Annotated in this window: 1 protein-coding gene; it reads left to right on the top strand. The window is 51.1% G+C overall.

All coding sequences use genetic code 11. The features are described 5' to 3' along the window. Positions 1–41: 41 nt before the first annotated feature. Positions 42–24680: non-ribosomal peptide synthase/polyketide synthase (locus tag ACU1JV_RS25855; RefSeq protein WP_446724701.1), on the top strand; the 24639-nt coding region annotated here is incomplete at its 3' end.

The raw sequence follows: 24680 nt of genomic DNA, 5'->3' as shown, positions 1-24680 counted from the left end.
TTTCTTTTTACCAAATATCTATTTTGCGAGGAGAGAGACGGATGACACAGCAAGATGTTCAATTGTTTTCCTTAAGCCAGCCACAGCAACGTATTTGGTACACGGAGCTTTTGTATCCTCATCGGAACACTTCAACCATTATTGCTACTGTAAAAATCAGAGGAACTGTTCGTATAGATGCATTGCAGCAAGCAATGAACCGGGTGATTGCCCAAAACGATTCTTTCCGTATCAAAATCACTGCTCAGGATGGAATCCCATATCAATATGTAGAGCCGTTTACAGCGGAAAGTATTGAAACGCTTCAAGTAACCCTGGAAGAAGCGAGTGAATGGTTAAAGCGCCATAATCCACAGCCGTTCTCATTGTTGAATTCGCAGCTGTACCGATTTGTTATTTTGCAGTTAGGGGCAGAAGAAACCTGGTTTAATTTTAAAATGCATCATATTATTTCGGACGGCGTGTCCATGAATCAGGCCATTAATGAAATCACTGGACATTATATGGATATTGTGCACGGTACAGGACAGGATGCATCAACCAAAGGCAATCCTTATCTGGATTTTATTCAGGTAGAGCAAAGCTATGAGCAATCTGATCGCTATCAAAAGGACAAGACGTATTGGACGGAAAAGTTTGCTGATTTGCCAGAGACCACAGGTTTAAAATCATATAACCCGCTGACACTGAGCACAGCTGCACGCCGGGAGAGTTTTATACTGGAACATGGATTGTATCGTGGTGTTACGGCTTTTTGCGAGGAACATAAAATCAGTATTTTCACGTTCTTCCTAGCCGCTCTGTATATTTATTTGCATAAAGTGACGGGTGAGCAGGACTTAACTGTAGGAACACTCTATGCCAACCGTACGTCTAAGAAAGAAAAGGATACCATCGGCATGTTCGTCAGCACCGTGGCTACGCGTCTGCTGGTCGAACCGGAATCCGAACTGCTGGCCTTCTTACAGGGTGTAGGGAAGGAGCAGGCGTCCATTTTGCGGCATCAGCGTTACCCGTACAACAAAATTATTCAAGATTTACGTGAACAGCAAAGCAGTATGGACATCCAGCGTCTGTTTGGGGCATCCATTCAGTACCGTACATTGAGTTTCTCTCGTTTTGATGAAGCGATTCAGCAGGTGGATAACGATTTCTGCGGAGATACAGTGAATGACTTCGATATTCACATGGTTGAAATGCTGGATGACGATAGACTCGTATTATACCTGGATTATCGTACCGAGCTGTTTAGTGAGCAGGAAATTGCTCGAATTATTCGACAATTTTTGAGTGTGGCGGAGCATATGGTACAGGGTCCACACAAGCGAATACAGGAATTGTCGCTGATCAGTGAGGAAGAACGGGCGGAAATCGTCGACGTATTCAATGCTACAGCAGTGGAATATCCACACGAAGCAGGCATTCATGAGCTGTTTGAGGAACAGGCGGCACGTACACCGAATCAGACAGCAGTTGTGTCTGGCAATGCCCATTTAACTTATGGCGAATTGAATGTAAAAGCCAATCGACTGGCTCACACGCTGCGCGGGCACGGTGTAACTGCCGAGCGAACTGTAGGTATCGTTGCAGAGCGTTCCGCAGATATGATCGTCGGTATGCTTGCGATTCTCAAAGCAGGCGGCGCATATGTGCCAATTGACCCTGATTATCCGGCTGAACGTGTGCGCTACCTGCTGGAAGATTCGGGAGCGGAGTTGCTGCTGGTCCAGCATGCGGAACAGCAGCCGGAGGATTACACCGGAATTGTGCTGGATCTGAGTGATGCCGCTGTGTACGGAGCAGAGAATAACCAAGGCGTAAATAATGGGTATGGGGAACAAGACGAAGCTTATCATGCGGATTATACCTATTATATGAATAGGAAAAATGAGAATTTAAAACAATCATCTTCGCCTGTCACAGATAGCACTGCTGGAGTACAGGCACAAACATTTGGTAATCGACTAGCCTATCTTATGTACACCTCAGGGACAACAGGCCAGCCCAAAGGGGTAATGGTAGAACATCGCAATGTTGTGCGTTTGGTGAAAAATACAAACTATGCGCAATTGGGTGCTGACACGCGCATTCTGCAAACTGGTGCCGTTGTCTTTGACGCGTCCACCTTCGAAATTTGGGGTGCGCTGTTGAATGGAGGACAGCTTGTACTGGTAAGTCAGGATGTTATTTTGGACGCTCCGAAGCTCAAGGAAGCTGTCCGCAGCCATGGTATTACGACAATGTGGCTAACTGCGCCACTCTTTAACCAGCTATCCCAGCAGGATCTGGAGTTGTTCGAGGGGGTACAAGAACTGCTGGTCGGCGGTGATGTGTTATCCGTACCGCACATTAACCGGGTGCTGGAGGCTCATCCGTCCCTACGGATTATCAATGGCTATGGCCCAACGGAAAATACAACTTTTTCTACAACTCATGCAATTGCTGGCGTGCAATCGGAAGCGGTGCCGATCGGGCGTCCGATCTACAACTCCACAGCGTATGTTGTAGACCGTTCCATGCAGCTTCAGCCTGTAGGGGCATGGGGTGAGCTAATCGTCGGCGGCGACGGGGTGGCACGTGGCTACCGGAATCGTCCTGATTTAACGGCTGAAAAGTTCATAGACAGTCCTTTCCGCAGCGGTGAGCGCTGCTACCGTACAGGCGATTTGGTGCGCTGGAATGAGGACGGAACGCTGGAATACAAAGGACGGATCGACGCACAAGTGAAAATCCGTGGCTACCGGATTGAGCTAGGCGAGGTGGAAGCGCAGCTATTGAAGCTGGAGGCAGTGCAAGAAGCTGTCGTCATTGCACGTGAGGATGAGCAGGGACAAAAACAGCTCTGCGCATATGTGGTCACCCTTGCGGATATCACAGCAAGTGAGCTGCGAAGCGACTTGAGTCAGGAATTGCCGGGTTACATGGTGCCGTCGTATTTTGTACAGCTGGAACAATTGCCGTTGACACCGAATGGCAAAGTGGATCGGCGTGCATTGCCGCAGCCGGAGGGAAGCGTGGATTCCGGCGAGGATTATGTAGCCGCTCGTAATGAGGTAGAGCGGACATTAGTATCGGTATGGCAATCTGTACTGGGTATCGAACAGATTGGTGTTCTGGATAACTTTTTTCATTTGGGTGGCGACTCGATTAAGGCCATCCAGGTGTCTTCAAGACTGCTGCAAAATGGTTACAAGCTGGAAATGAGGGAGCTGTTCCAGTATCCAACGATTGCTGAGCTGAATGGACGAGTGCAGCGGGTGACCCGCGTGTCCGATCAAGGAGAAGTCAGAGGAAACGTGGCATTGACACCGATTCAGCATTGGTTTATTGAACAGCAGCCATCCCATCCTGAACACTACAACCAGGCTCTGATGCTACACCGTGAGGATCGTTTGGACGAAACGGCGCTTCATCAGACATTGCAACGCATTGTCGAGCATCATGATGCTTTGCGCATCGTATTCCGCCAGAATGCAGACGGTGGTTATGAAGCATGGAACCGTGGCGTGCAAGAAGGAGAGCTGTATAGCCTCGAAGTGATGGATTATACCACGGAGTCTGACTTTGCTCATTTGCTGGAGAACAAAGCCAGCGAAATCCAAAGCAGCATCCGTCTAGATGAAGGTCCTCTGGTGAAGCTGGGTCTGTTCCGTTGCACCGATGGAGACCATTTGCTGGTGGCGATCCACCATTTGGTGGTCGACGGCGTGTCATGGCGTATTTTGCTGGAGGATCTGGCATCCGGCTATGAGCAGGCTTTACGGGACGAGTCTGTCCGCTTGCCGAATAAGACGGATTCCTTCCGCCTGTGGGCAGATCAACTGGCAGCTTATGCGAACAGCGCCGCGTTGGAGAAGGAACGTGCGTATTGGGAGCAGATGGAGCGAACTGGTGCTGCTCAAGAGGCATTGCCTAAGGATTACACTCGTAAATCTCAGGCCAAGCCACAGCTTCGTGATGATCGAACACTGACCGTAGCGTGGACGGTCGAAGAAACGGAACAATTCTTGAAACAAGCTCATCGGGCCTACAATACAGAAGCAAACGACCTGCTGCTGACAGCTTTGGGCATTGCCATTCAGGAGTGGGCAGGCATCCGTCAGGTGCTTGTAAATCTGGAGGGTCACGGACGGGAAGCCATTTTGCCAGATATTGATATTACGCGCACAGTCGGTTGGTTTACCAGTCAATTCCCAGTTGTCCTGGATATGGGCGAGGACCGGAATGTGGGACAGCGTGTCAAGAACGTCAAGGAAGGACTACGCCGTCTGCCGCATAAAGGGATTGGATACGGGATTTTGAGATATCTTGCTGACAGAGCAGGAGAAGCCGCTTTTGTTGCCGAGCCGGAAATCAGCTTTAACTATCTCGGACAATTTGATCAGGATCTGAAAAATAATGCTTTCCGCATGTCTCCTTATTCCATCGGAGCTTCCATGTGTGACACGTTGACCAAGCGATATGCGCTGGATATTAACGGCATGATCACGGACGGTACCCTGGAGCTGACGATCAGCTACAGCAACAAAATGTTCATGAAAAAATCAATCAAAAAGCTGGCTGATCTGCTGCAGGAGAGCTTGCGTAAGGTGTTGGATCACTGTGTGGCCAAAGAGTTGCCGGAGCTGACCCCAAGCGACTTGTCCTTCCGAGGACTGACGGCCGGAGAGCTGAATCATATTGTAGAGCAGACGGCTGCTGCGGGGGAACTGGAAAACATTTATTCGTTAACACCTATGCAAAAAGGCATTCTGTTCCACGGCTTCATGGAGCCGCAATCCGGGGCGTATTTTGAGCAGGCGACATTTGATCTACAAGGCAGCTTTCAAGTGGAGGCTTTTGCCGAAAGCCTCAATCAACTGGTGGATCGCCATCAAATATTCAGAACGAATTTTTATAGCGGCTGGAATGAGCAGCCTTTACAGGCAGTGTATCGCCACAAACCTGCCGGGTTCCGTTTTGAAGATATACGCTTGATGGGACAAGAAGAGCAGGACGCATACATTGCTGATTTTGCTGAGCGCGACAAAGCCGAAGGCTTTCATTTCAGCTCAGGCGAGCTGATGCGGGTGTCTATTTTACGTACAGGCGAGGAGTCGTACCGCTTTGTGTGGAGCTTCCATCATATTTTGATGGACGGTTGGTGCTTGTTCCTGGTTGTAGGGGAAGCATTTAATACGTACTTTGCCATCCTCGAAGACCGCAAGCCGGAGCTTGTCCCGGTAACACCATACAGCGAATACATTGAATGGCTGGATCGGCAGGACAAGACGGAGGCTGAACGGTTCTGGCGCGATTATTTTGCGGGCTTTGAGCAGCAGACGGTATTGCCGCAGGTCAAACAGCTGGACGGTCACGCTAAAGCATATGAAGCGGACAAGCTTTCGTTTACACTGGGCCGTGAAGTGACGGAGCGGATGAACAAGCTGGTTAAGCAGAAGCAAGTGACGGTCAACACACTTTTGCAAGCAGCGTGGGGCGTTGTGCTACAGCGGTATAACAACAGCCGGGATGTGGTATTTGGCAGTGTCGTATCTGGTAGATCAGCAGATATTCCGGGCATAGACAAAATGATTGGGTTGTTCATTAATACGGTTCCTGTACGGATTCACAGTGAGAAAGATATGACATTTGCTGGGCTGATGAAGCAGATCCAGGAGCAGGCACTGGCTTCCCGTGCCTACGAAACCTATCCGTTGTATGACATTCAGGCCCTGACCGAGCAGAAACAGGACTTGGTAAACCATATTATCGTGTTTGAAAACTACCCGGTAGAACAGCGCATGGAGCAGATGGGTAGCCGTGGCGCGAATGGCTTTACGATTGCCAATGCTTCCATGTCAGAGCAAACGAACTATGATTTCAGCATTACGGTTGTGCCGGGTGATGAAATCCATGTGCATTTGGAGTACAACGCGAAGGTGTTGGAACGTGCAGCTGTAGAGCAAATCCGTGAGCATTTGCTGCATATGATTGAAGAAGCGATTCACAGACCAGATGCACGGGTAGATGAGCTTGAATTGGTGACTGCTGCGGAAAAAGCAAAAATCATCGATGGTTTTGGATCAGTAGGCGTAGCTGCGTGGACTGATGAAAAAGAATCTAATTTGTTGTTCCACGCCTATGTGGAAGAACAGGCACAGCTTGTGCCGGATCACGTGGCCGTTGTATACGAGGAACGGCAGTTTACGTACCGCGAGCTGAACGAGCGTGGAAACCAGCTTGCTCGCAGATTGCGGAATGAGGGCATTGGACGCGAGTCCATTGTGGGTATTTTGAGCGAACGCTCGGTGGACATGCTGGTCGGCGTATTGGCGGTCTGGAAAGCAGGAGGCGCATATGTGCCGCTGGATGCGGATTATCCGTCCGAACGGATTCACTTTATGCTCGAGGACAGTGGTGCGACGGTGCTGCTGACCCAAACCGGTTTGCAGGAGCGTGCACAAGCATGGCTCAACTTGGATGGAGAGCAGACGGAGGGCGAACTGGAAACAGCAGCTGGCGCTGAAACGATGGAAAGAGACAGCCTGAGTGAAGGCGTAAGCTTGAAATTGGATTCGAAGTCTGACAACGAAGAAGCATCCGAACCGGCAACAGGGCTGCGTCTGCGTACTGTATTGGCATTGGACGATGAGTCGCTGTACACCGGGGGTGTCACGGATATCGAACCGATCAATGAACCGCACGATCTGGCGTATGTAATCTACACGTCGGGTACAACCGGACGTCCGAAGGGCGTCATGATCGAACATCGCAGCTTGGTGAATACGGCTGCGGCGTATCGCCGGGATTACCGTCTGAACCAGTTCCCAGTACGACTGCTGCAACTGGCCAGCTTTTCCTTCGACGTGTTCGTCGGCGATATTGCACGGACGCTTTATAACGGGGGGACGATGGTCGTCTGTCCGAAAGATGATCGCATTGATCCAAGCCGTCTGTACGGATGGATTCGCGATTACCAAATCACGGTGTTCGAATCGACTCCGGCCTTGATCGTACCGTTTATGCAGCATGTGCATGAACAGGGGCTGGACATGAGCAGCATGGAACTGCTGATCACCAGCTCGGATAGCTGCAGCGTGACGGACTACCGGGTGCTGCAAGAACGGTTTGGCGCAGATATCCGCATCATCAACAGCTACGGCGTCACGGAAGCGGCGATTGACTCCAGCTTCTACGACGAAGAGCTGTCGAAGCTGCCAAGCAGCGGCCATGTGCCGATTGGTCAAGCGTGGCTGAACGCACGCTTCTACATCGTGGACAGCCAGCTGAATCCGGTGCCGATCGGTGTACTGGGTGAGCTGTGCATTGGCGGTGCTGGCGTGGCACGGGGGTACCTGAACCGTGCGGACCTGACCGCCGAGAAATTCGTAGCGAACCCTTACGTACCGGGGGAACGTTTGTATCGCACAGGCGATTTGGCGCGGTGGATGCCGGACGGTAATGTGGACTTTATCGGCCGGATGGACTACCAGGTCAAAATCCGGGGATACCGGATTGAGCTGGGCGAGATTGAAACGGCGATCCAGCGGGTACCAGGTGTGCGCCAAGCCGTAGTCATCGACCGGACGGACGAGCGTGGACACAAGTATTTGTGTGGATACATCACGGGAGAAGCCGAGCTGCGGATGGAGGAAGTACAGACCGAGCTGGAAGCCGGACTGCCAGCACACATGGTGCCTGCACGTCTGATGCGGATGGAGGCAATCCCGCTGACCAGCAACGGCAAAATCGACCGCAAGGCCTTGCCGGAGCCGGAAGGCAGCATCTATACGGGAGCAGCCTATGTGGCCCCGCGTACCCAGGTGGAGCAAGTACTGGCTGCGGTATGGGCTGGGGTACTGGGCGTGGAAGCCGTAGGCACGCAGGATAACTTCTTCGAGCTGGGTGGCGATTCGATCAAAGCCTTGCAAGTCTCGTCCCGATTGCTGCAAGCAGGTTATCGATTGAACATGAAGGATCTCTTCAGTAATCCGACCGTAGCGGCACTCAGTCCTTTGCTTCGTACAGATGGCAAGATGGCCAGTCAGGAAGAGGCAGTAGGCCCGGTGGAACTGACACCTATTCAGCGATGGTTCTTCGAGCAGCAGCCGGCTGACCTGCACCACAGCAACCAGGCGATGATGCTGTACCGAGCTGGGCGCTTTGACGTCGACGCGCTGCGCCGTACGATGGACCGTATGGTCCAGCATCATGACGCATTGCGCACGGTATTCCGTGAGACGGAGCAGGGCTATGTTGCTTGGAACCGCAGTGTAGCAGAAGGCGAGCTATACACGCTGGACATTGTAGATTTCAGCGCAGTGGAAGACGAATCCACCGCTGTTGAAGCCAAGGCGAGTGAAATTCAAGCGAGCATTCATTTGAGTGAGGGTCCACTTGTGAAGCTTGGTCTGTTCCACTGCGCTGAGGGCGACCATTTATTAATCGTCATTCATCATTTGGTTGTGGACGGTGTATCGTGGCGTATTTTACTGGAAGATTTGGCATCCGGTTATGAGCAGGCTGTTGCAGGTCAAACCGGCACAGCGATCCGACTGCCGCATAAAACAGATTCATTCCAGGTATGGGCCAAACAGCTGTCAGCCTATGCCAGCAGTGCGACGATGGAGCGGGAGCTTGCTTACTGGCAGCATATCGAACAAGCAGAAGCTAGCCTTGCGAAGCCTTTGCCGAAGGATTTTGCAAATGACAATGCGCTGCTTGGAGACAGTGAGGTTGTGACGGTCCGCTGGACGAAGCAGGAAACCGAGCAGCTGCTCAAACAAGCTCATCGCGCGTACAACACGGAAATGAATGACCTGTTGCTGGCTGCGCTCGGAAAAGCAGTCTATGACTGGTCTGGTTCCGAACGGGTGCTGGTCAATCTGGAGGGCCATGGACGGGAAGCCATTGTACCGGATGTGGATATTACGCGCACGGTCGGCTGGTTTACGAGCCAGTTCCCGGTTGTACTGGATGGAAGTTTGGGACAAGGGGGACATACCGCTCGTCTGATCAAAAGGATCAAGGAAGGGCTGCGCCATATTCCGCAAAAAGGCATCGGCTATGGTATTTTACGATACCTGTCGGATATGAATATGCTGGAGAAAGCAGGCGTACAGTTACAGGCTCAGCCTGAGATCAGTTTTAACTATTTGGGCCAATTCGATCAGGATTATAAAAGCAATGATCTGGAGCCTTCCACCTATTCTATCGGTGTGCCTGTCAGCACGAACGCGACTATGGATTTTGCGCTGGATATCAATGGAGTAATCGAAGATGGCGAGTTGATATTCACGATTCGCTACGGCACAACACAATTCCGTCATGAAACGATTGAACGGCTTGGAGAGCTGTTGGCATCCGGCTTGCGTGAGGTGATTCATCACTGTGTTGCCCAAGAAAGAACGATGCTAACCCCAAGTGATGTCCTGTTAAACCATGTAACGCTGGATGAGCTGGAGCAATTGGTGGAAGATACGCGAGATCTGGGCGAGCTGGAAAATGTGTATGCCTTGACGCCGATGCAAAAGGGGATGCTCTTTTACAGCTTGATGGATGAGAATTCGGCGGCTTATTTTGAGCAGGCCACCTTTGAGTTGAACGGGCGTTTTGATGTGGTTACTTTCGGTAAAAGTTTTGATCTGCTCGTGCAGCGTCATGAGGCATTGCGGACGAACTTTATCAGTTCATGGAAGGACGAGCCTGTACAGGTCGTTTTCCGCAACCGTAGCGGACAATTATATTATGAAGACCTGCGCGGACTGGAAAAAGAGGAACGAGCAGCTCGTGTTGAAGCTTTTGTCATCGAAGATAAAGCAAAAGGATTCCATCTGGCAGAGGATGCACTCATTCGTGTTTCCATTTTGCAAACCGGGGATGAAACGTACCACTTTGTTTGGAGCTTCCATCACATTTTGATGGATGGCTGGTGCTTGTCCTTTATGACACAGGAGGTATTCGGTAGCTATCTGGCACTGCGCGCGGGTCATGAGCCAGCACTGGAGCCAGTCACGCCGTTCAGCCGATTTATCGAATGGCTGGAGCGTCAGGACCGTGAGGCAGCCTTGCAATACTGGAGTGGGTATCTGGCGGACTACGAGCAGCAAATTACGCTTCCACAGCAAAAAACACAGTCAAAATCTTTACAATCCGGGGAGTATGTCGCTGAAGATCTGGAATGTAACTTCCAGCCAGAGCTGGTTGCTCAGATCGAACGGGTGGCGAAGCAAAATCAGGTCACGATCAACACACTGATTCAGACCGTATGGGGCGTTCTGTTGCAAAAATATAACAACAGTACGGATGTCGTGTTCGGTAGCGTTGTGTCCGGTCGTCCAGGGGATATTCCAGGCGTGGAGCACATGATCGGGCTGTTCATTAATACCATTCCAGTGCGTGTGCAGTCTGAACAAGGCGAAACCTTTGTCGAGCTGATGAAACGAACCCAGCAGCAGGCGCTGGCTTCCAATGCCTACGATGCATTTCCGCTGTATGAAATTCAGGCGCTGACCGAGCAGAAACAGGATTTAATCAATCATATTATGATATTTGAAAATTATCCGGTGGGACAGCAGGTAGAACAGTTAGGTAGCGAGGGACAGGATAAATTTACGATTTCGAACGTGGTGGCTACAGAGGAAACCAACTACGATCTGAACGTAGCTGTTATGCCGGGAGAAGGCATCAAGATTCGCTTTATGTATAACGCGCTCAGCTTTGATCAAGCAGGTATTGAGCGTCTGCATGGGCATTTAGCACGTCTACTGGAGCAAATTTCGCTCAACCCGCATGTTCGGGTTGAAGAGCTGGAATTAGTCACAGCAGCGGAAAAGCAGCAGATTACAGGAGCGTTTAATGCGACGGCTTCAGCATATCCAAGCCATCAGACGATCCAAAAGCTGTTTGAGGAGCAGGCTGAACGCACACCAGATCATGTAGCTGTCGTTTGGGAGCATCAATCCTTAACCTATCGTGAACTGAACGAGAGAGCCAACCGTCTTGCACGCACCTTGCGCACAGAAGGAGTAGAATCGAATCAGCCGGTAGGCATTCTGGCGCAGCGTTCGCTGGACATGATCGTAGGCATCTATGCGATCCTCAAGGCTGGCGGAGCTTATGTACCAATCGATCCGGAATATCCGGCCGATCGCATCCGCTTTATGCTGGAGGATTCGGGAGCGAAACTCATGCTGACGTCATCGCACCTGGCCGAGCAAGCATCGCTGAGTTTCGACGGCCAGGTGCTGGTGTTGGAACGCAACGACATCTACCACGAAGATAGCTCCAACTTGGAGCCGTTGTCGGGGCCACATCATGTCGCTTATGTGATCTACACCTCCGGTTCCACTGGAAAACCGAAAGGTGTAATGGTGGAGCATCACTCCGTGCTGAACCGGATTTTGTGGATGCATGATCGCTACGGCTTGAGTGCGGAGGATACAATTCTGCAAAAAACCACCTTTACCTTCGACGTGTCAGTGTGGGAGCTGTTCTGGTGGTCAATGGTTGGCTCGAAGGTGAGCTTGCTGTCAGTCGGCGGGGAAAAGAACCCGGAAGACATCGTTGACACGATTGCCCGTGATGGCGTGACCACGATGCACTTTGTACCTGCTATGCTGCATGCGTTCCTGGAGTACGTGGAGCAACAGCCACGGGAAGTGATGCAAGCGAAGCTGGGCACGCTGCGCCATGTCTTTGCCAGTGGTGAAGCCTTACCACCGCAGCATGTGGCGAGGTTCCAACGTCTCGTGTCGAGCCTAGCAGGAGCGAAGCTGATCAACCTGTACGGCCCGACGGAAGCGACGGTGGACGTATCGTACTTCGATTGCGAGCCGGATGAGGAATATACGGTTATTCCCATCGGGAAACCGATTCAAAATATTCGTCTGTACATCGTGAAGGAAGGCAAAGAGCAATTGCAGCCGATTGGGGTTGCGGGTGAGCTGTGCATCGGCGGTGTCGGCGTAGCCCGTGGTTACCTGAATCGGCCGGAGCTGACGGCCGAGAAATTTGTAGCCGATCCGTTTGCTGGTGGGGAAGCAGGCTATGAGCGGATGTACCGCACAGGCGATTTGGCGAGATGGTTGCCAGACGGGAACATCGAATATTTGGGACGGATTGACCATCAGGTAAAAATCCGGGGTTATCGAATCGAACTGGGCGAGGTGGAAACGCAACTGCTCCAGGTGGAATCGGTACGAGAAGCCGTGGTCATGGCTCGTGCGGATGAAACGGGCCAAAACCAAATGGTGGCCTACTATGTTGCGGGGCAAGAACTCAGTGCCAGTGAGCTGAGAAGTGAGCTGGGCCGAGAACTGCCAAGCTACATGGTACCATCCTACTTTGTACAGCTGGAGCAGATGCCACTGAGTCCAAACGGCAAAATTGACCGCAAGGCTCTGCCGGTACCCGAAGGCAGTCTGCAAAGCGGAGCGGAGTATGTAGAGCCGCGCACTGGAGCCGAACGGGCACTCGTAGCAATCTGGCAGTCCGTTCTGAACGTACAAACGGTCGGTATTTTAGACAACTTCTTTGATCTGGGCGGCGACTCCATCAAGGCGATTCAATTCTCTTCCCGACTGCTTCAAGCCGGGTACAAGATGGATATGAAGGACTTGTTCAAATTTCCAAATGTGAAGGAGCTGGCTCCGCATCTTCGGTTAGCGGACAAGCAAACGACCGAGCAAGGCGAGGTCACGGGGAAAGTGGCGCTAACGCCGACCCAATACTGGCTTGCAGAACAAGGGCAAGTGCATGCGTATCCATTTAACCAGGCGGTTATGCTGCATCTGAAGCAGGGCTTTGACGAATCCGCTCTACGTCAGGCGCTCATGAAGCTAACTGAGCACCATGATGCACTACGGATGGTGTTCAGAAAGACGGAGCAAGGCTATGAAGCATGGAACCGTGGAGTACATGAGGGCGAACTGTATCATCTGGATGTATTGAACTTTAGAGATGTCACTGATGAAGCCTTGCTTAGTGCGACGATTGAGGCGAAAGTCAGCGAAATTCAAAGCAGTATTTATGTGCATGAAGGCCCGTTATTTAAAGCTGGTTTGTTCCACTGTGCGGATGGGGATCATTTGCTCATAGCCATCCACTATTTGGTGGCAGACGGGGTATCGTGGCGCATTTTGTTGGAGGATTTAGCCACAGTCTATGAGAAAGCCGTCCATCAAGAAGTGCTTCAGTTACCGGATAAAACGGACTCGTTCCGTTCCTGGTCTCAAAGACTGTACACCTATGCGAATAGTGCAGCACTGGAAGGCGAACGCGCCTATTGGGAGCATCTGAACGCATCCGCTTTGGCTGACCAGGTACGCTTGCCTGAGGATCAAGCACAGGATGGCAAATTTATCTTGGCTGACACGGGTAAAATGGTCGTTAAGCTTTCGGAAGAAGAGACAGAACGGCTATTGAAGCAAGCGCACCGCGCATATAACACGGAAGTGAACGATCTGCTGCTGACAGCTTTGAGCATGATGCTGTACACATGGACCGGTCATGAACGTAGCCTGATCAATTTGGAAGGTTATGAACGTGAGGGCATTTTACCAGATACGGACCTTTCTCGTACGATAGGTTGCTTTACGGTTCAATATCCAATATGGCTGAACATCGGCAGTGATTCTACTTTATCGGGACGCATCAAACAGGTCAAAGAGAGTCTGCGTGATATTCCGAATAAGGGAATTGGCTACGGAATCTGGAGATATTTGAGTGAATCCGGCCAAGCCACGGATCAGCAAGCAGATGCACTGAATCTCGGTCAACATCAAGCTTTTGCCGAGCCACAGGTAAGTTTTAGCTATCACGGACAGTTTGATCAGGAGTTGCAAAACAGTGATATCCGTATGTCACCTTACTCGATTGGATCGGTCGTTAGTGATCAGCTGGAGATGAAATACGATTTCATTGTGGACGCGAGTGTAACCAACGGTATCCTGAAACTGGCTATTCGATATAACAGCAAGGTCTTCCGTGAGGACACCATCCAAATGCTGGCTAACCTGCTAAAAGCCAATCTGCTTGAAATTATCGAGCACTGTGTTGCAAGGGAGCAGACCGAATTGACTCCAAGCGATGTACTGTTTAAAGGTCTGACCCTAGAGCAATTAGATACGATTAAGGAGCAGACAAAGACGGTTGGAGAATTGGAAAACGTGTACCCGCTAACGCCAATGCAAAAGGGTATGCTGTTCCATAGTTTGATGAATACACAAACCGAAGTGTATTTTGAACAGTTGACGTTTGATCTTGAAGGAGAGTTTGAACCGAGCATGTTTGAGGAAAGCGTGAAGCTGCTCGTAAGCCGTCATGCAATTTTCCGTACTAATTTCTACAGTGGCTGGCATGGTCAACCGTTGCAGGTTGTCTATCGTCATAAAAATGCGAGCTTCCGTTATGAAGATGCCAGAGGGCGTGAACACACTGTAGCTGAATTTGTGACTCAGGACAAAGCTCGAGGCTTTGATTTAGGCAAGGATGCGCTGATGCGTATAGCTGTCTTCCGTACAGGGGATTGCTCATACCGATTTGTATGGAGCTTCCATCATATCCTGATGGACGGCTGGTGTCTGTCACTTGTCATGGAAGAAGTGCTAAGTGCGTATTCGTCTTTGATGAAGAACAGGCAGCCGGAACTACCACCTGTTAGACCATATAGCCGTTACATTGAATGGCTGGAACAGCAGAAAGCGCAGGAAGCGGCTCGCTATTGGAGCGACTATTTGGCGGGTTATGAGCAACAGACCTTGTTGCTTGGTGAGAAAGCGCAGGCTTCTGTAACAGTGCAGAATGAGGATGCAGACGGAAGTGACGGGCGTTCGGATACAGGCTATGTTTTGGAGAAGGTGACCTTTGGGTTAGGTAAAGAGCGGAGTACCGCATTGAAGCGTATTGCAAAGCAACAGAAAGTAACAATTAATACGATTTTACAGAGTGCGTGGGGTGTTATTTTACAGAAATACAATAATAATCAGGATGTCGTGTTTGGTAGTGTGGTATCCGGGCGTCCGGCAGAAGTCGCAGGCGTGGAGAGCATGATCGGTTTGTTCATTAATACAATTCCGGTACGCATTTACAGTGAGCGGAATGCAACATTTGCTGAAATATTAAAGCGTACACAGGAACAGGCTTTGACCTCCAGTCCATATAACACGTTTCCGCTCTACGATATTCAGGCGCTGACTGAACAAAAACAAGACCTGATTAATCATATTATGGTCTTTGAAAACTATCCGATCGGGCAAAAGATATCTCAGGTGATTGATTCCGGCGAAGCAGACGCACATACAGGCTTATCTATAGCCAATGTGGCAATTGCAGAGCAAACCAACTACGATTTTAACCTGATTGTCGTGCCTGACGAGGATATCACGATCCTGCTGGAATACAATGAACTGGTATATAACCGGTCCGAAATGCAGCGCATCAAGGGTCATATCGAGCATGTCATTAGGCAAATTGTGGAGAATCCGAATATCCGTGTGAGTGAGTTGGAATTGATAACATCGGAAGAACAAGCGCAGATTATTCAGGTTTGGGGCGATACTGCAACAGCTTATCCACAGGATCAGACGTTAAGTGCGGTGTTCGAGGAACAGGTGGCACAGACACCGGATCAGGTAGCATTAATGTTTGGAAATCAGAGTCTGACTTATCGGGAGCTGAATGAACGAGCCAACTCATTGGCACGCATACTTCAAGCACAGGGTGTAGGACCTGATAAGCTGGTCGGCCTGATGGTGCATCGCTCAGTGGAAATGATCGTAGGTCTGCTGGCCGTTCTAAAAGCAGGCGGTGCATATGTGCCAATTGATCCCGAATTTCCGTCATCTCGTATTCAATACATGCTGGAAGATAGCGAGGCCACAGTGCTTCTGACCAGTCGTGATCTGTTGGAAGAGCACCATTGCAACGCCAATGCAATATTTATTGAGGATGCAGAATTGTATCAGGGAGAAAGCAGCAACCTGGAGGCGATTGCCCGCCCAGAGCATTTGGCTTACGTCATCTATACCTCTGGTTCAACTGGAAATCCGAAAGGGGTTATGCTCCAGCATCGCTCAGTACTCAACTTTATTACAGGTATGCGCGAAGCAATTGACTTTGAAACGAGTCAAACCATTTTGTCACTGACGACCATTTCATTCGATATTTTTGTCTTGGAAACCATCCTGCCTCTGCTGGGTGGCATGACGGTTGTGCTTGGCGACCGCCAGCATCAGGTGAATCCTCAGGCACTTGGTGAGTTGATTACTCATCATCATATTGAGATGTTGCAAATGACACCATCGCGGGTGCAAATGCTACTGGGTCATGAAACAGGTTCCCAAGCACTGCAAAGCGTGAAGGCAATTATGGTCGGGGGTGAAGCCCTACCGTCCAAGCTGTTGGGAGATCTGCAAAAGATAAACGGTCCTCGCATTTACAATATGTACGGACCTACAGAAACGACAGTTTGGTCGACTGTACAGGAACTGACCCATGCTCATCAAATTAATATCGGACGTCCTATCGCGAATACCCAAATATATATCATGAACGCGGATGGGGGATTGCAGCCAATCGGTGTGCCGGGCGAATTATGTATTGCAGGGCAAGGATTAGCCCGTGGTTATTGGAAACGCGAAGAACTAACGGCCGAGAAATTTGTAGAGAACCCGTTTGCCGGAGGCAAAGCAGGCTATGAATGGATGTACCGCACCGGCGATTTGGCGAGATGGATGCCGGACGGCAACATTGAATATCTGGGCCGGATCGATCATCAGGTGAAAATCAGGGGTTATCGGATTGAGCTGGGCGAGGTCGAATCGCAGCTGCTCCAGGTGGAATCGGTACGCGAAGCCGTGGTCGTGGCCCGTATGGACGAAATGGGCCAAAACCACATGGTGGCCTACTATGTCGCGGGACAAGTAGTCGAGGCCAGCGAGCTAAGAAGTGAGCTGGGACGGGAGCTGCCAGGCTACATGGTGCCATCGTACTTTGTACAACTGGAACAGCTGCCACTGACACCGAATGGCAAAATCGATCGCAAGGCCTTACCTGCACCAGAGGGCGGCCTGCAAACCGGGGCCGATTATGCAGAGCCGCGCACTATGCAAGAACGCGCTCTGGTAGCGGTCTGGGAGTCGGTACTGGGGCTGCAGACGGTCGGTATTCTGGACAATTTCTTCGACCTGGGCGGTGATTCGATCAAGGCGATCCAAATCGCGTCCCGTGCGTTCCAGGCTGGCTATAAGCTGGACATGAAGGATTTGTTCCAGTATCCAACCGTTGAAGCCCTGGCACCGCATATGCACGAGGTCCGTCGTATGGCAGATCAGGAAGAAGTCAGCGGGGAAACGGCGCTACTTCCGATCCAGCATTGGTTCTTTGCCCAGGAGCGCGAGCGTCCACAGCACTTTAATCAAGCGGTCATGCTCTATCGCGCGGAGGGCTTTGAGGAGACGGCGATTCGTCAAGTCATGGATCAACTCGTGAAGCATCATGATGCGCTGCGTACGGTATTCCATCAGACTTCCGCTGGTTATATAGCTTGGACTCGTCATGTTGAGGAAGGCACGCTGTATACGCTAGAAACGGTGGACTACCGTGAACAGCCCGCTGATGCGGAAGCGCTAGAAGCGAAGGCAACGGAAATCCAAAGCAGCATGGACCTGTCCGCAGGACCTTTGGTGAAACTCGGATGGTTCCGCACAGCGGAGGGCGACCATCTGCTGATCGCCATTCACCACTTGGTGGTGGACGGGGTGTCGTGGCGGATTCTGTTTGAAGATTTCTCGACAGGCTACGAGCAGGCGATCCAGGGCGAGCCTGTACGATTACCATATAAAACAGATTCCTTCCAAACATGGGCACGGGAGTTATCCTCTTATGCTAACCGTCCTGAGGCTGCATCGGATGAAGTCTATTGGAAACAGCTGGAACAGGTCAAAGCTGAAGCTGCACCACTGCCTAAGGATTTTGCCTACGAGGACTCCGTGAATGCAGACAGCGAAGTGCTAACGGTGGAGTGGACTGAAGCTGAAACCCAGCAACTGCTGAAGCAGGCCCATCGCGCCTATAACACCGAGGTCAATGATTTGCTGCTGACCGCGCTGGGACTGGCGGTGCACAACTGGACAGGCGCAGGCCATGTACTGGTGAATCTGGAGGGCCATGGCCGGGAAGCGATCCTGCCAGAGGTGGATATTACGCGTACGATCGGCTGGTTTACGAGCTTGTATCCGGTGCTGCTGGATACAGGTGCAAACCTGACGCTGGCTCAGCGGATTAAAGAAACGAAGGAAGGATTGCGCCGGATTCCGCATAAAGGCCTGACCTATGGCACTTGGCGTTACCTGTCCTCTGCGTTGCCTGCAGATGAAGTGGGCACGATCGCAGCCGAGCCGGAAATCAGCTTTAACTATTTGGGGCAGGTCGATCAGGATCTGCAAAACAGTGGAATCACGTTGTCCTCCTACCGTGCAGGAGAAACAGAGGATGCCCATTCACCGTTACTGTACACGCTGGATTTGAACGCGATGATCTCAGAAGGCAAGCTGCGCTTGACGATCGCTTACAGCCGTAAGCAGTATCGTAAAGAAACGCTGGAACGGGTGGCGAGCCTGCTGCAATCTGCTTTGCAAGAGGTCATTGCGCATTGCGTCGCTCAGGAGCATCTAGAACTGACGCCAAGTGATGTATCCTTCAAAGGTCTGACGACTGGAGAACTGGAACAGATTGCGGAACAGGCGGCACGTATTGGTGAGCTGGAAAATGTATACGCACTGACGCCGATGCAGAAGGGCATGCTCTTTTACAATCTGATGGATTCGCAATCGGGAGCATATTTTGAACAGGCCTCCTTTGATCTGCGAGGACATTTTAATATCGCTGCCTTTGCGGCCAGTCTGGATGTCTTGGTACAGCGGCATACGGTACTACGCACGAACTTCTACAGCGGCTGGAAAGATGAACCGCTTCAGGTTGTGTACCGGAATAAGCGCAGTGAATTGTATGTTGAGGACCTACGGGATATGGAGGAAGAGAAGCAAAACGAGTACATCCTCGAATTTACGCGCCAAGACAAGCAAAGAGGCTTTGATCTGGCGCAGGATGCTTTGATGCGTGTCGCTGTTTTTCGCACAGGTGAGGATTCGTACCGTTTTGTATGGAGCTTCCATCATATTGTGATGGACGGCTGGTGCTTGTCGCTGGTGACCAACGAAGTGTTTGCGAGTTATTTTGCGATACTGGCTCATAAACAGCCCGAACTGGCCCCTGTAACGCCGTACAGTCAATATATCGAATGGCTGGAGCAGCAGGACCGTCAGGCCGCATCAAGCTACTGGAGCAAGGTTCTGGAAGGATACGAGGAGCAGTCCCGCTTGCCACAGGCAAAAATCCAAGGTAAGACGGGGTATCAGGCGGAGCGTCTGGATTTTGATTTGGGCGCGGAGCTAACGGCAGGTATTCAGCGAGTAGCCAAGCGTTATCAGGTCACCATCAATACGTTGATGCAAACCGTTTGGGGCCTTTTGCTGCAAAAATATAATGGCACCGATGATGTCGTGTTTGGCAGTGTGGTATCTGGACGTCCGGCAGACATTCCGAATGTGGAGCATATCATTGGTCTGTTTATCAATACCATTCCGGTGCGTATCCACAGTCAGGTGGACAGCGTATTCTCCGACGTGATGAAGCACATCCAGGAGCAATCGATTGCTTCCCATGTGTATGATACGTATCCGTTGTATGAAATTCAGGGGTTGTCGGAGCTTAAGCAAGATTTGATTCATCATATTCTTATTTTTGAGAACTATCCGGTAGAGGAGCAGATAGAGCAATTAGGTAGTAGTGAGGCGTCCAGCTTCACGATCACAGGAGCCGAGTCTGTCGAGCAGACCAACTATGACTTTAACGTGGTAGTGCTGCCGGGGAATACCATTCACATGAGCTTTGGCTATAATGCCTTGGCCTTTGAACGGGAAAGTGTCGAGCAAATTCGAGGTCATCTGGTGCAGTTGCTGGAACAGGTGATAGCCAATCCGAACATTCGCGTACATGAACTGGACATGGTTACGATGCAGGAGCGTAAGCAGATCGTTGAGGTATGGGGAAATACAGCGGTAGCCTATCCAAGTAAACAAACGATTCACGGCTTGTTCGAAGTGCAAACTGCACAGACACCGGAGCAGACAGCCTTGTTCTTTGAAGGAGAGCAGCTGACTTATCGCGAGCTGAATGAACGCGCCAATCGATTGGCTCGTACCTTGCGCAGTCAAGGCGTGACGAAGGATCGGCTGGTGGGTCTGATGACCGAGCGGTCGGTGGACATGCTTGTGGGCATCTTCGGGATTTTAAAAGCCGGAGGCGCCTATGTTCCTATCGATCCAACCTATCCGGAGGAACGTATCCGCTATATGCTGGATGACTCGGGAGCGAAGCTGCTATTGACACAAAGTCATCTGATGGACAAAGCAGTTATCGATGGTCAAGTACTGGTATTGGATGGAGCGCAGGAGGTGTACCACGAGGATGGTTCCAACCTGGAGCCGCTGTCTGGTCCGAACGATCTGGCGTATGTAATCTATACGTCGGGTACAACCGGACAGCCGAAGGGCGTGATGCTGGAGCACCACGGGCTGTGCAATCTGAAAACGTATTTTGATCAGACGCTCAAGATTAGTACGTCGGATCATGCGTTGCTGTTCGCCAGCTATTCGTTTGATGCAGCTTGCTGGGAAATCTTCCAGGCGCTGTTCTGCGGGGCTACGTTATACGTGCCAACAACAGAGACGATTTTGAACTACGAACGGTTTGAGCAATATATGGCGGATCACCGGATTACCGTGGCTGCTTTGCCGCCGACTTATGCGGTGTATCTGGAGCCGGGGCGGATGCCACACCTGCGTATTCTGTTCACTGCGGGTTCAGCCTCTTCCACCGAACTGGTATACAAGTGGAAGGATCAGGTGGCGTACTACAATGGCTATGGTCCAACCGAAAACTCGGTGGCAACATCCATCTGGCCGGTATCCGAGGATGAAAGGGCAGGACAACTCATTTCCATCGGACGTCCTGTGCCGAATCACCGGGTATACATGGTGGATATCCATGGACATTTGGCGCCGGTCGGCGTAGCAGGTGAACTGTGCGTGTCCGGTCCGGGTCTGGCGCGTGGTTATCTGGATCGTCCAGAGCTGACAGCGGAGAAATTTGTAGCGAACCCGTTTGCGGCGGGTGAAGCCGGCTATGAACGAATGTACCGTACGGGGGACTTGGCGAGATGGATGCCAGACGGCAATATTGAATATTTGGGCCGGATCGACCATCAGGTGAAAATCCGGGGCTACCGGATCGAACTGGGCGAAGTCGAGGCACAAATCTTGAAAGTGGAAGACGTGCAAGAGGTCATCGTACTGGCCCAAGCGGACGAGCAGGGGCAAAACCAACTGGTGGCGTACTATGTCGCTGAAAGAGACGTAAGCGCTGGGGAGCTGCGCAGCTTCCTGGGTGAGGAGCTGCCAAACTACATGGTGCCTTCGTATTTCATTCAGTTGGAGCAGATGCCGCTGACACCCAACGGTAAAATCGACCGTAAGGCCCTGCCGGCACCGGAAGGCAGTCTGCAAAGCGGAGCGGATTATGTAGAGCCGCGCACAGCGCTGGAGCAGACGTTGGCTTCGATTTGGCAGTCTGTATTAGGAACGAAGAACATCGGGATTTTGAATAATTTCTTTGATCTGGGCGGCGATTCGATCAAAGCAATCCAGGTATCCTCCCGCTTGCTGCAAGCGGGCTACAAGCTGGACATGAAGGATTTGTTCCAATATCCGTCCATTTCGCTGCTGAGTGGTCATGTACACCCAGTCAGCCGTACGGCCGATCAGGGCGAGGTTTCGGGCAGCGTCAAGCTGACCCCGATCCAGCAGTGGTTCTTTGGACTATCGTCGGCAGAGCCGCACTATTTTAACCAGTCGGTAATGCTGCATCGAGCAGAAGGCTTTGATATAGATGCATTGCATCGCACGGTGACCCAGGTGACGGAGCATCATGATGCGCTGCGTATGGTCTTCCGTCAGACCGAACAGGGCTATGAAGCGTGGAATCGCGGTGTGAACGAAGGCGAGCTGTACAGTCTGGACGTTGTAGATTTGACAGGCGTCGAAGATACGGCAGATGTGATGATGGCGATTGAGATGAAAGCCAATGCCATCCAAAGCTCCATTCGTCTGGATGAAGGACCGCTGGTGAAGCTGGGAATTTTCCGCTGCACAGATGGAGATCACTTATTGATTGCGATTCACCATCTGGTCGTAGACGGCATTTCATGGCGGATTGTGTTTGAAGATTTTACCACAGGATATGAGCAGGCCGTTCGGGGAGAAGCGATTCGCTTGCCGTATAAAACGGATTCGTTCTCCACTTGGGCAGAGCGGTTGTCTCAATATGCGAACAGTCCGGCCATTGACAACGAACGCGAATACTGGCAGCGTCTTGCTCACATGGAAGTTGCATCGCTGCCTAAGGATCGAGACAAAGCGGCAGGACAGCCTTTTTGGGTCAGAGATAGTGAGACGGTGACCGTGGCTTGGAGCGAACAGGAAACCCGGCTGCTGCTTCAGGAATCACATCGTGCGTACAACACAGAGGTCAATGATCTGCTGTTAACCGCACTCGGCAGCGCATTGTACAACTGGAGCGGGCAGAAGCGTGTGCTGGTCAATCTGGAGGGGCATGGCCGGGAAGCTATTGTTCCAGATGTGGATATTACACGTACTGTGGGCTGGTTTACAAGTCAGTATCCGGTGCTGCTGGATGTCGATGGAAAGGCGGAAGTAGGGCAGCGCATCAAGCGGGTCAAAGAGGACCTGCGTCATGTGCCGCATAAGGGCATTGGCTACGGTATTTTGAAGTATATGTCTTCGGATAATGCCGATCCTTCCTTGAATCTGCAGCCTGAGATCAGCTTTAACTATTTGGGACAATTTGATCAGGATTTGGAACAGAGTGACATCGTGCTGTCTTCGCATACGGACGGAGAGCCGATGAGTGGTTATACCGTGCTGGAGCAGCCGCTGAATGTGAACGGCATGATTACAGCAGGCGTGCTGACCTTGGAAATTCGCTATGACAGCCAAGTATATCATCAGCAAAATGTAGAGAAGTTTGCCCGGCTGCTACGGGAAAGCTTGCAGGAAGTAATCAAGCATTGTGCCTCCCAAGAGCGGAGCAAACTAACGCCAAGCGATGTTTTGTTCAAAGGCTTGTCGTTGGAACAACTGGAGCAATTGACGGAGCAAACGGCTTCTGTGGGCGAACTGGAAAATGTGTATGCTCTTTCTCCCATGCAGAAAGGGATGCTGTTCCATAGCTTGATGGAGCCAGACTCAGGTGCATACTTCCAGCAAGCCTCGTTTGATCAAAAAGGCAGCTTTGATGTTGCTATTTTCCGCAAGAGCCTGGATCTGCTGACACAGCGCCATGAAGCGCTGCGGACGAATTTCCATCGGTTTGAGACCGGACACGGTCAGGAGCCATTGCAACTGGTGTTCCGTCACAAAGATAGCGATCTGTCCTTCAAGGATGTACGCGGAATGCAGCAAGCAGACCAACAGGCATATATCCAGGCGTTGAAGCAGGAGGACCAGGATCGGGGCTTTGATCTTGGTACGGATGCACTGATGCGCGTACAGGTATTGCAGACCGATGAAGAAACGTATCACTGGGTCTGGAGCTTCCATCACATTATCATGGACGGCTGGTGCTTATCGCTCGTTACCGGGGAAGTGTTTGGTACGTACTTTGCGCTGCTGGAGCAGAAACAGCCGGAGCTTGCTCCAATCACACCGTATGGCCAATATATCGAATGGCTGGAGCGTCAGGATGAACGTGCGGCAAAAGAGTATTGGAGCAACTATTTGGCAGGCTTTGAACAGCAGACGTTGCTGCCTGGATCGGATACTGCATCGAAAGATCAAGTGGCAGACAGCAGAGATAACACTGTATCCACTACAGCAAGTACAACCAGCGAATATGTTTGCGAAAAAATAACGGTGGAGCTGGATCCAACATGGAGCGAAGCCATGTACCGGATTGCAAAGCAGCAGCAGGTCACGATTAATACGCTGATGCAGAGCGTGTGGGGCGTTATTTTGCAGAAATATAATAACAATGAAGATGTTGTATTCGGCAGTGTCGTATCTGGACGTCCGACGGATATTGCGGGTGTAGAAAATATGATCGGTTTGTTCATTAATACGATTCCGGTTCGGATTCAAAGTGAACGGAATGCCACGTTTGTGGACATCATGCGGAACACGCAGGAGCAAGCGCTGGCTTCGGGAGTATATGACAGCTTCCCGCTATATGAAATTCAGGCGCTGACCGAGCAGAAGCAGCATCTGATTAATCACATTATGGTATTTGAGAATTACCCGGTAGAGGAGCAGGTCGAGCAGCTAGGCGAAGTTCGTCCGTCTGCATTTGACATTACGAATGTAGAGGTTGTTGAGCAGACGAACTATGATCTGGACTTGATTGTGATGCCGGATGAAACCTTCCGCATCATATTCAGATACAACGCGAATGTGTACGATCGGTCTACGATCGAGCGGATGCAGGGACATGTACTGCATGTCATCGAGCAAATCGTGAACAATCCGCATATCCGTGTGAATGAGCTGGAATTGGTGACACCGGAA

The organism is Paenibacillus sp. T2-29 (assembly GCF_052921365.1).
The sequence above is the reverse complement of the archived record's forward strand: the minus strand, read 5'-3'. Positions and strand labels throughout refer to the sequence as shown.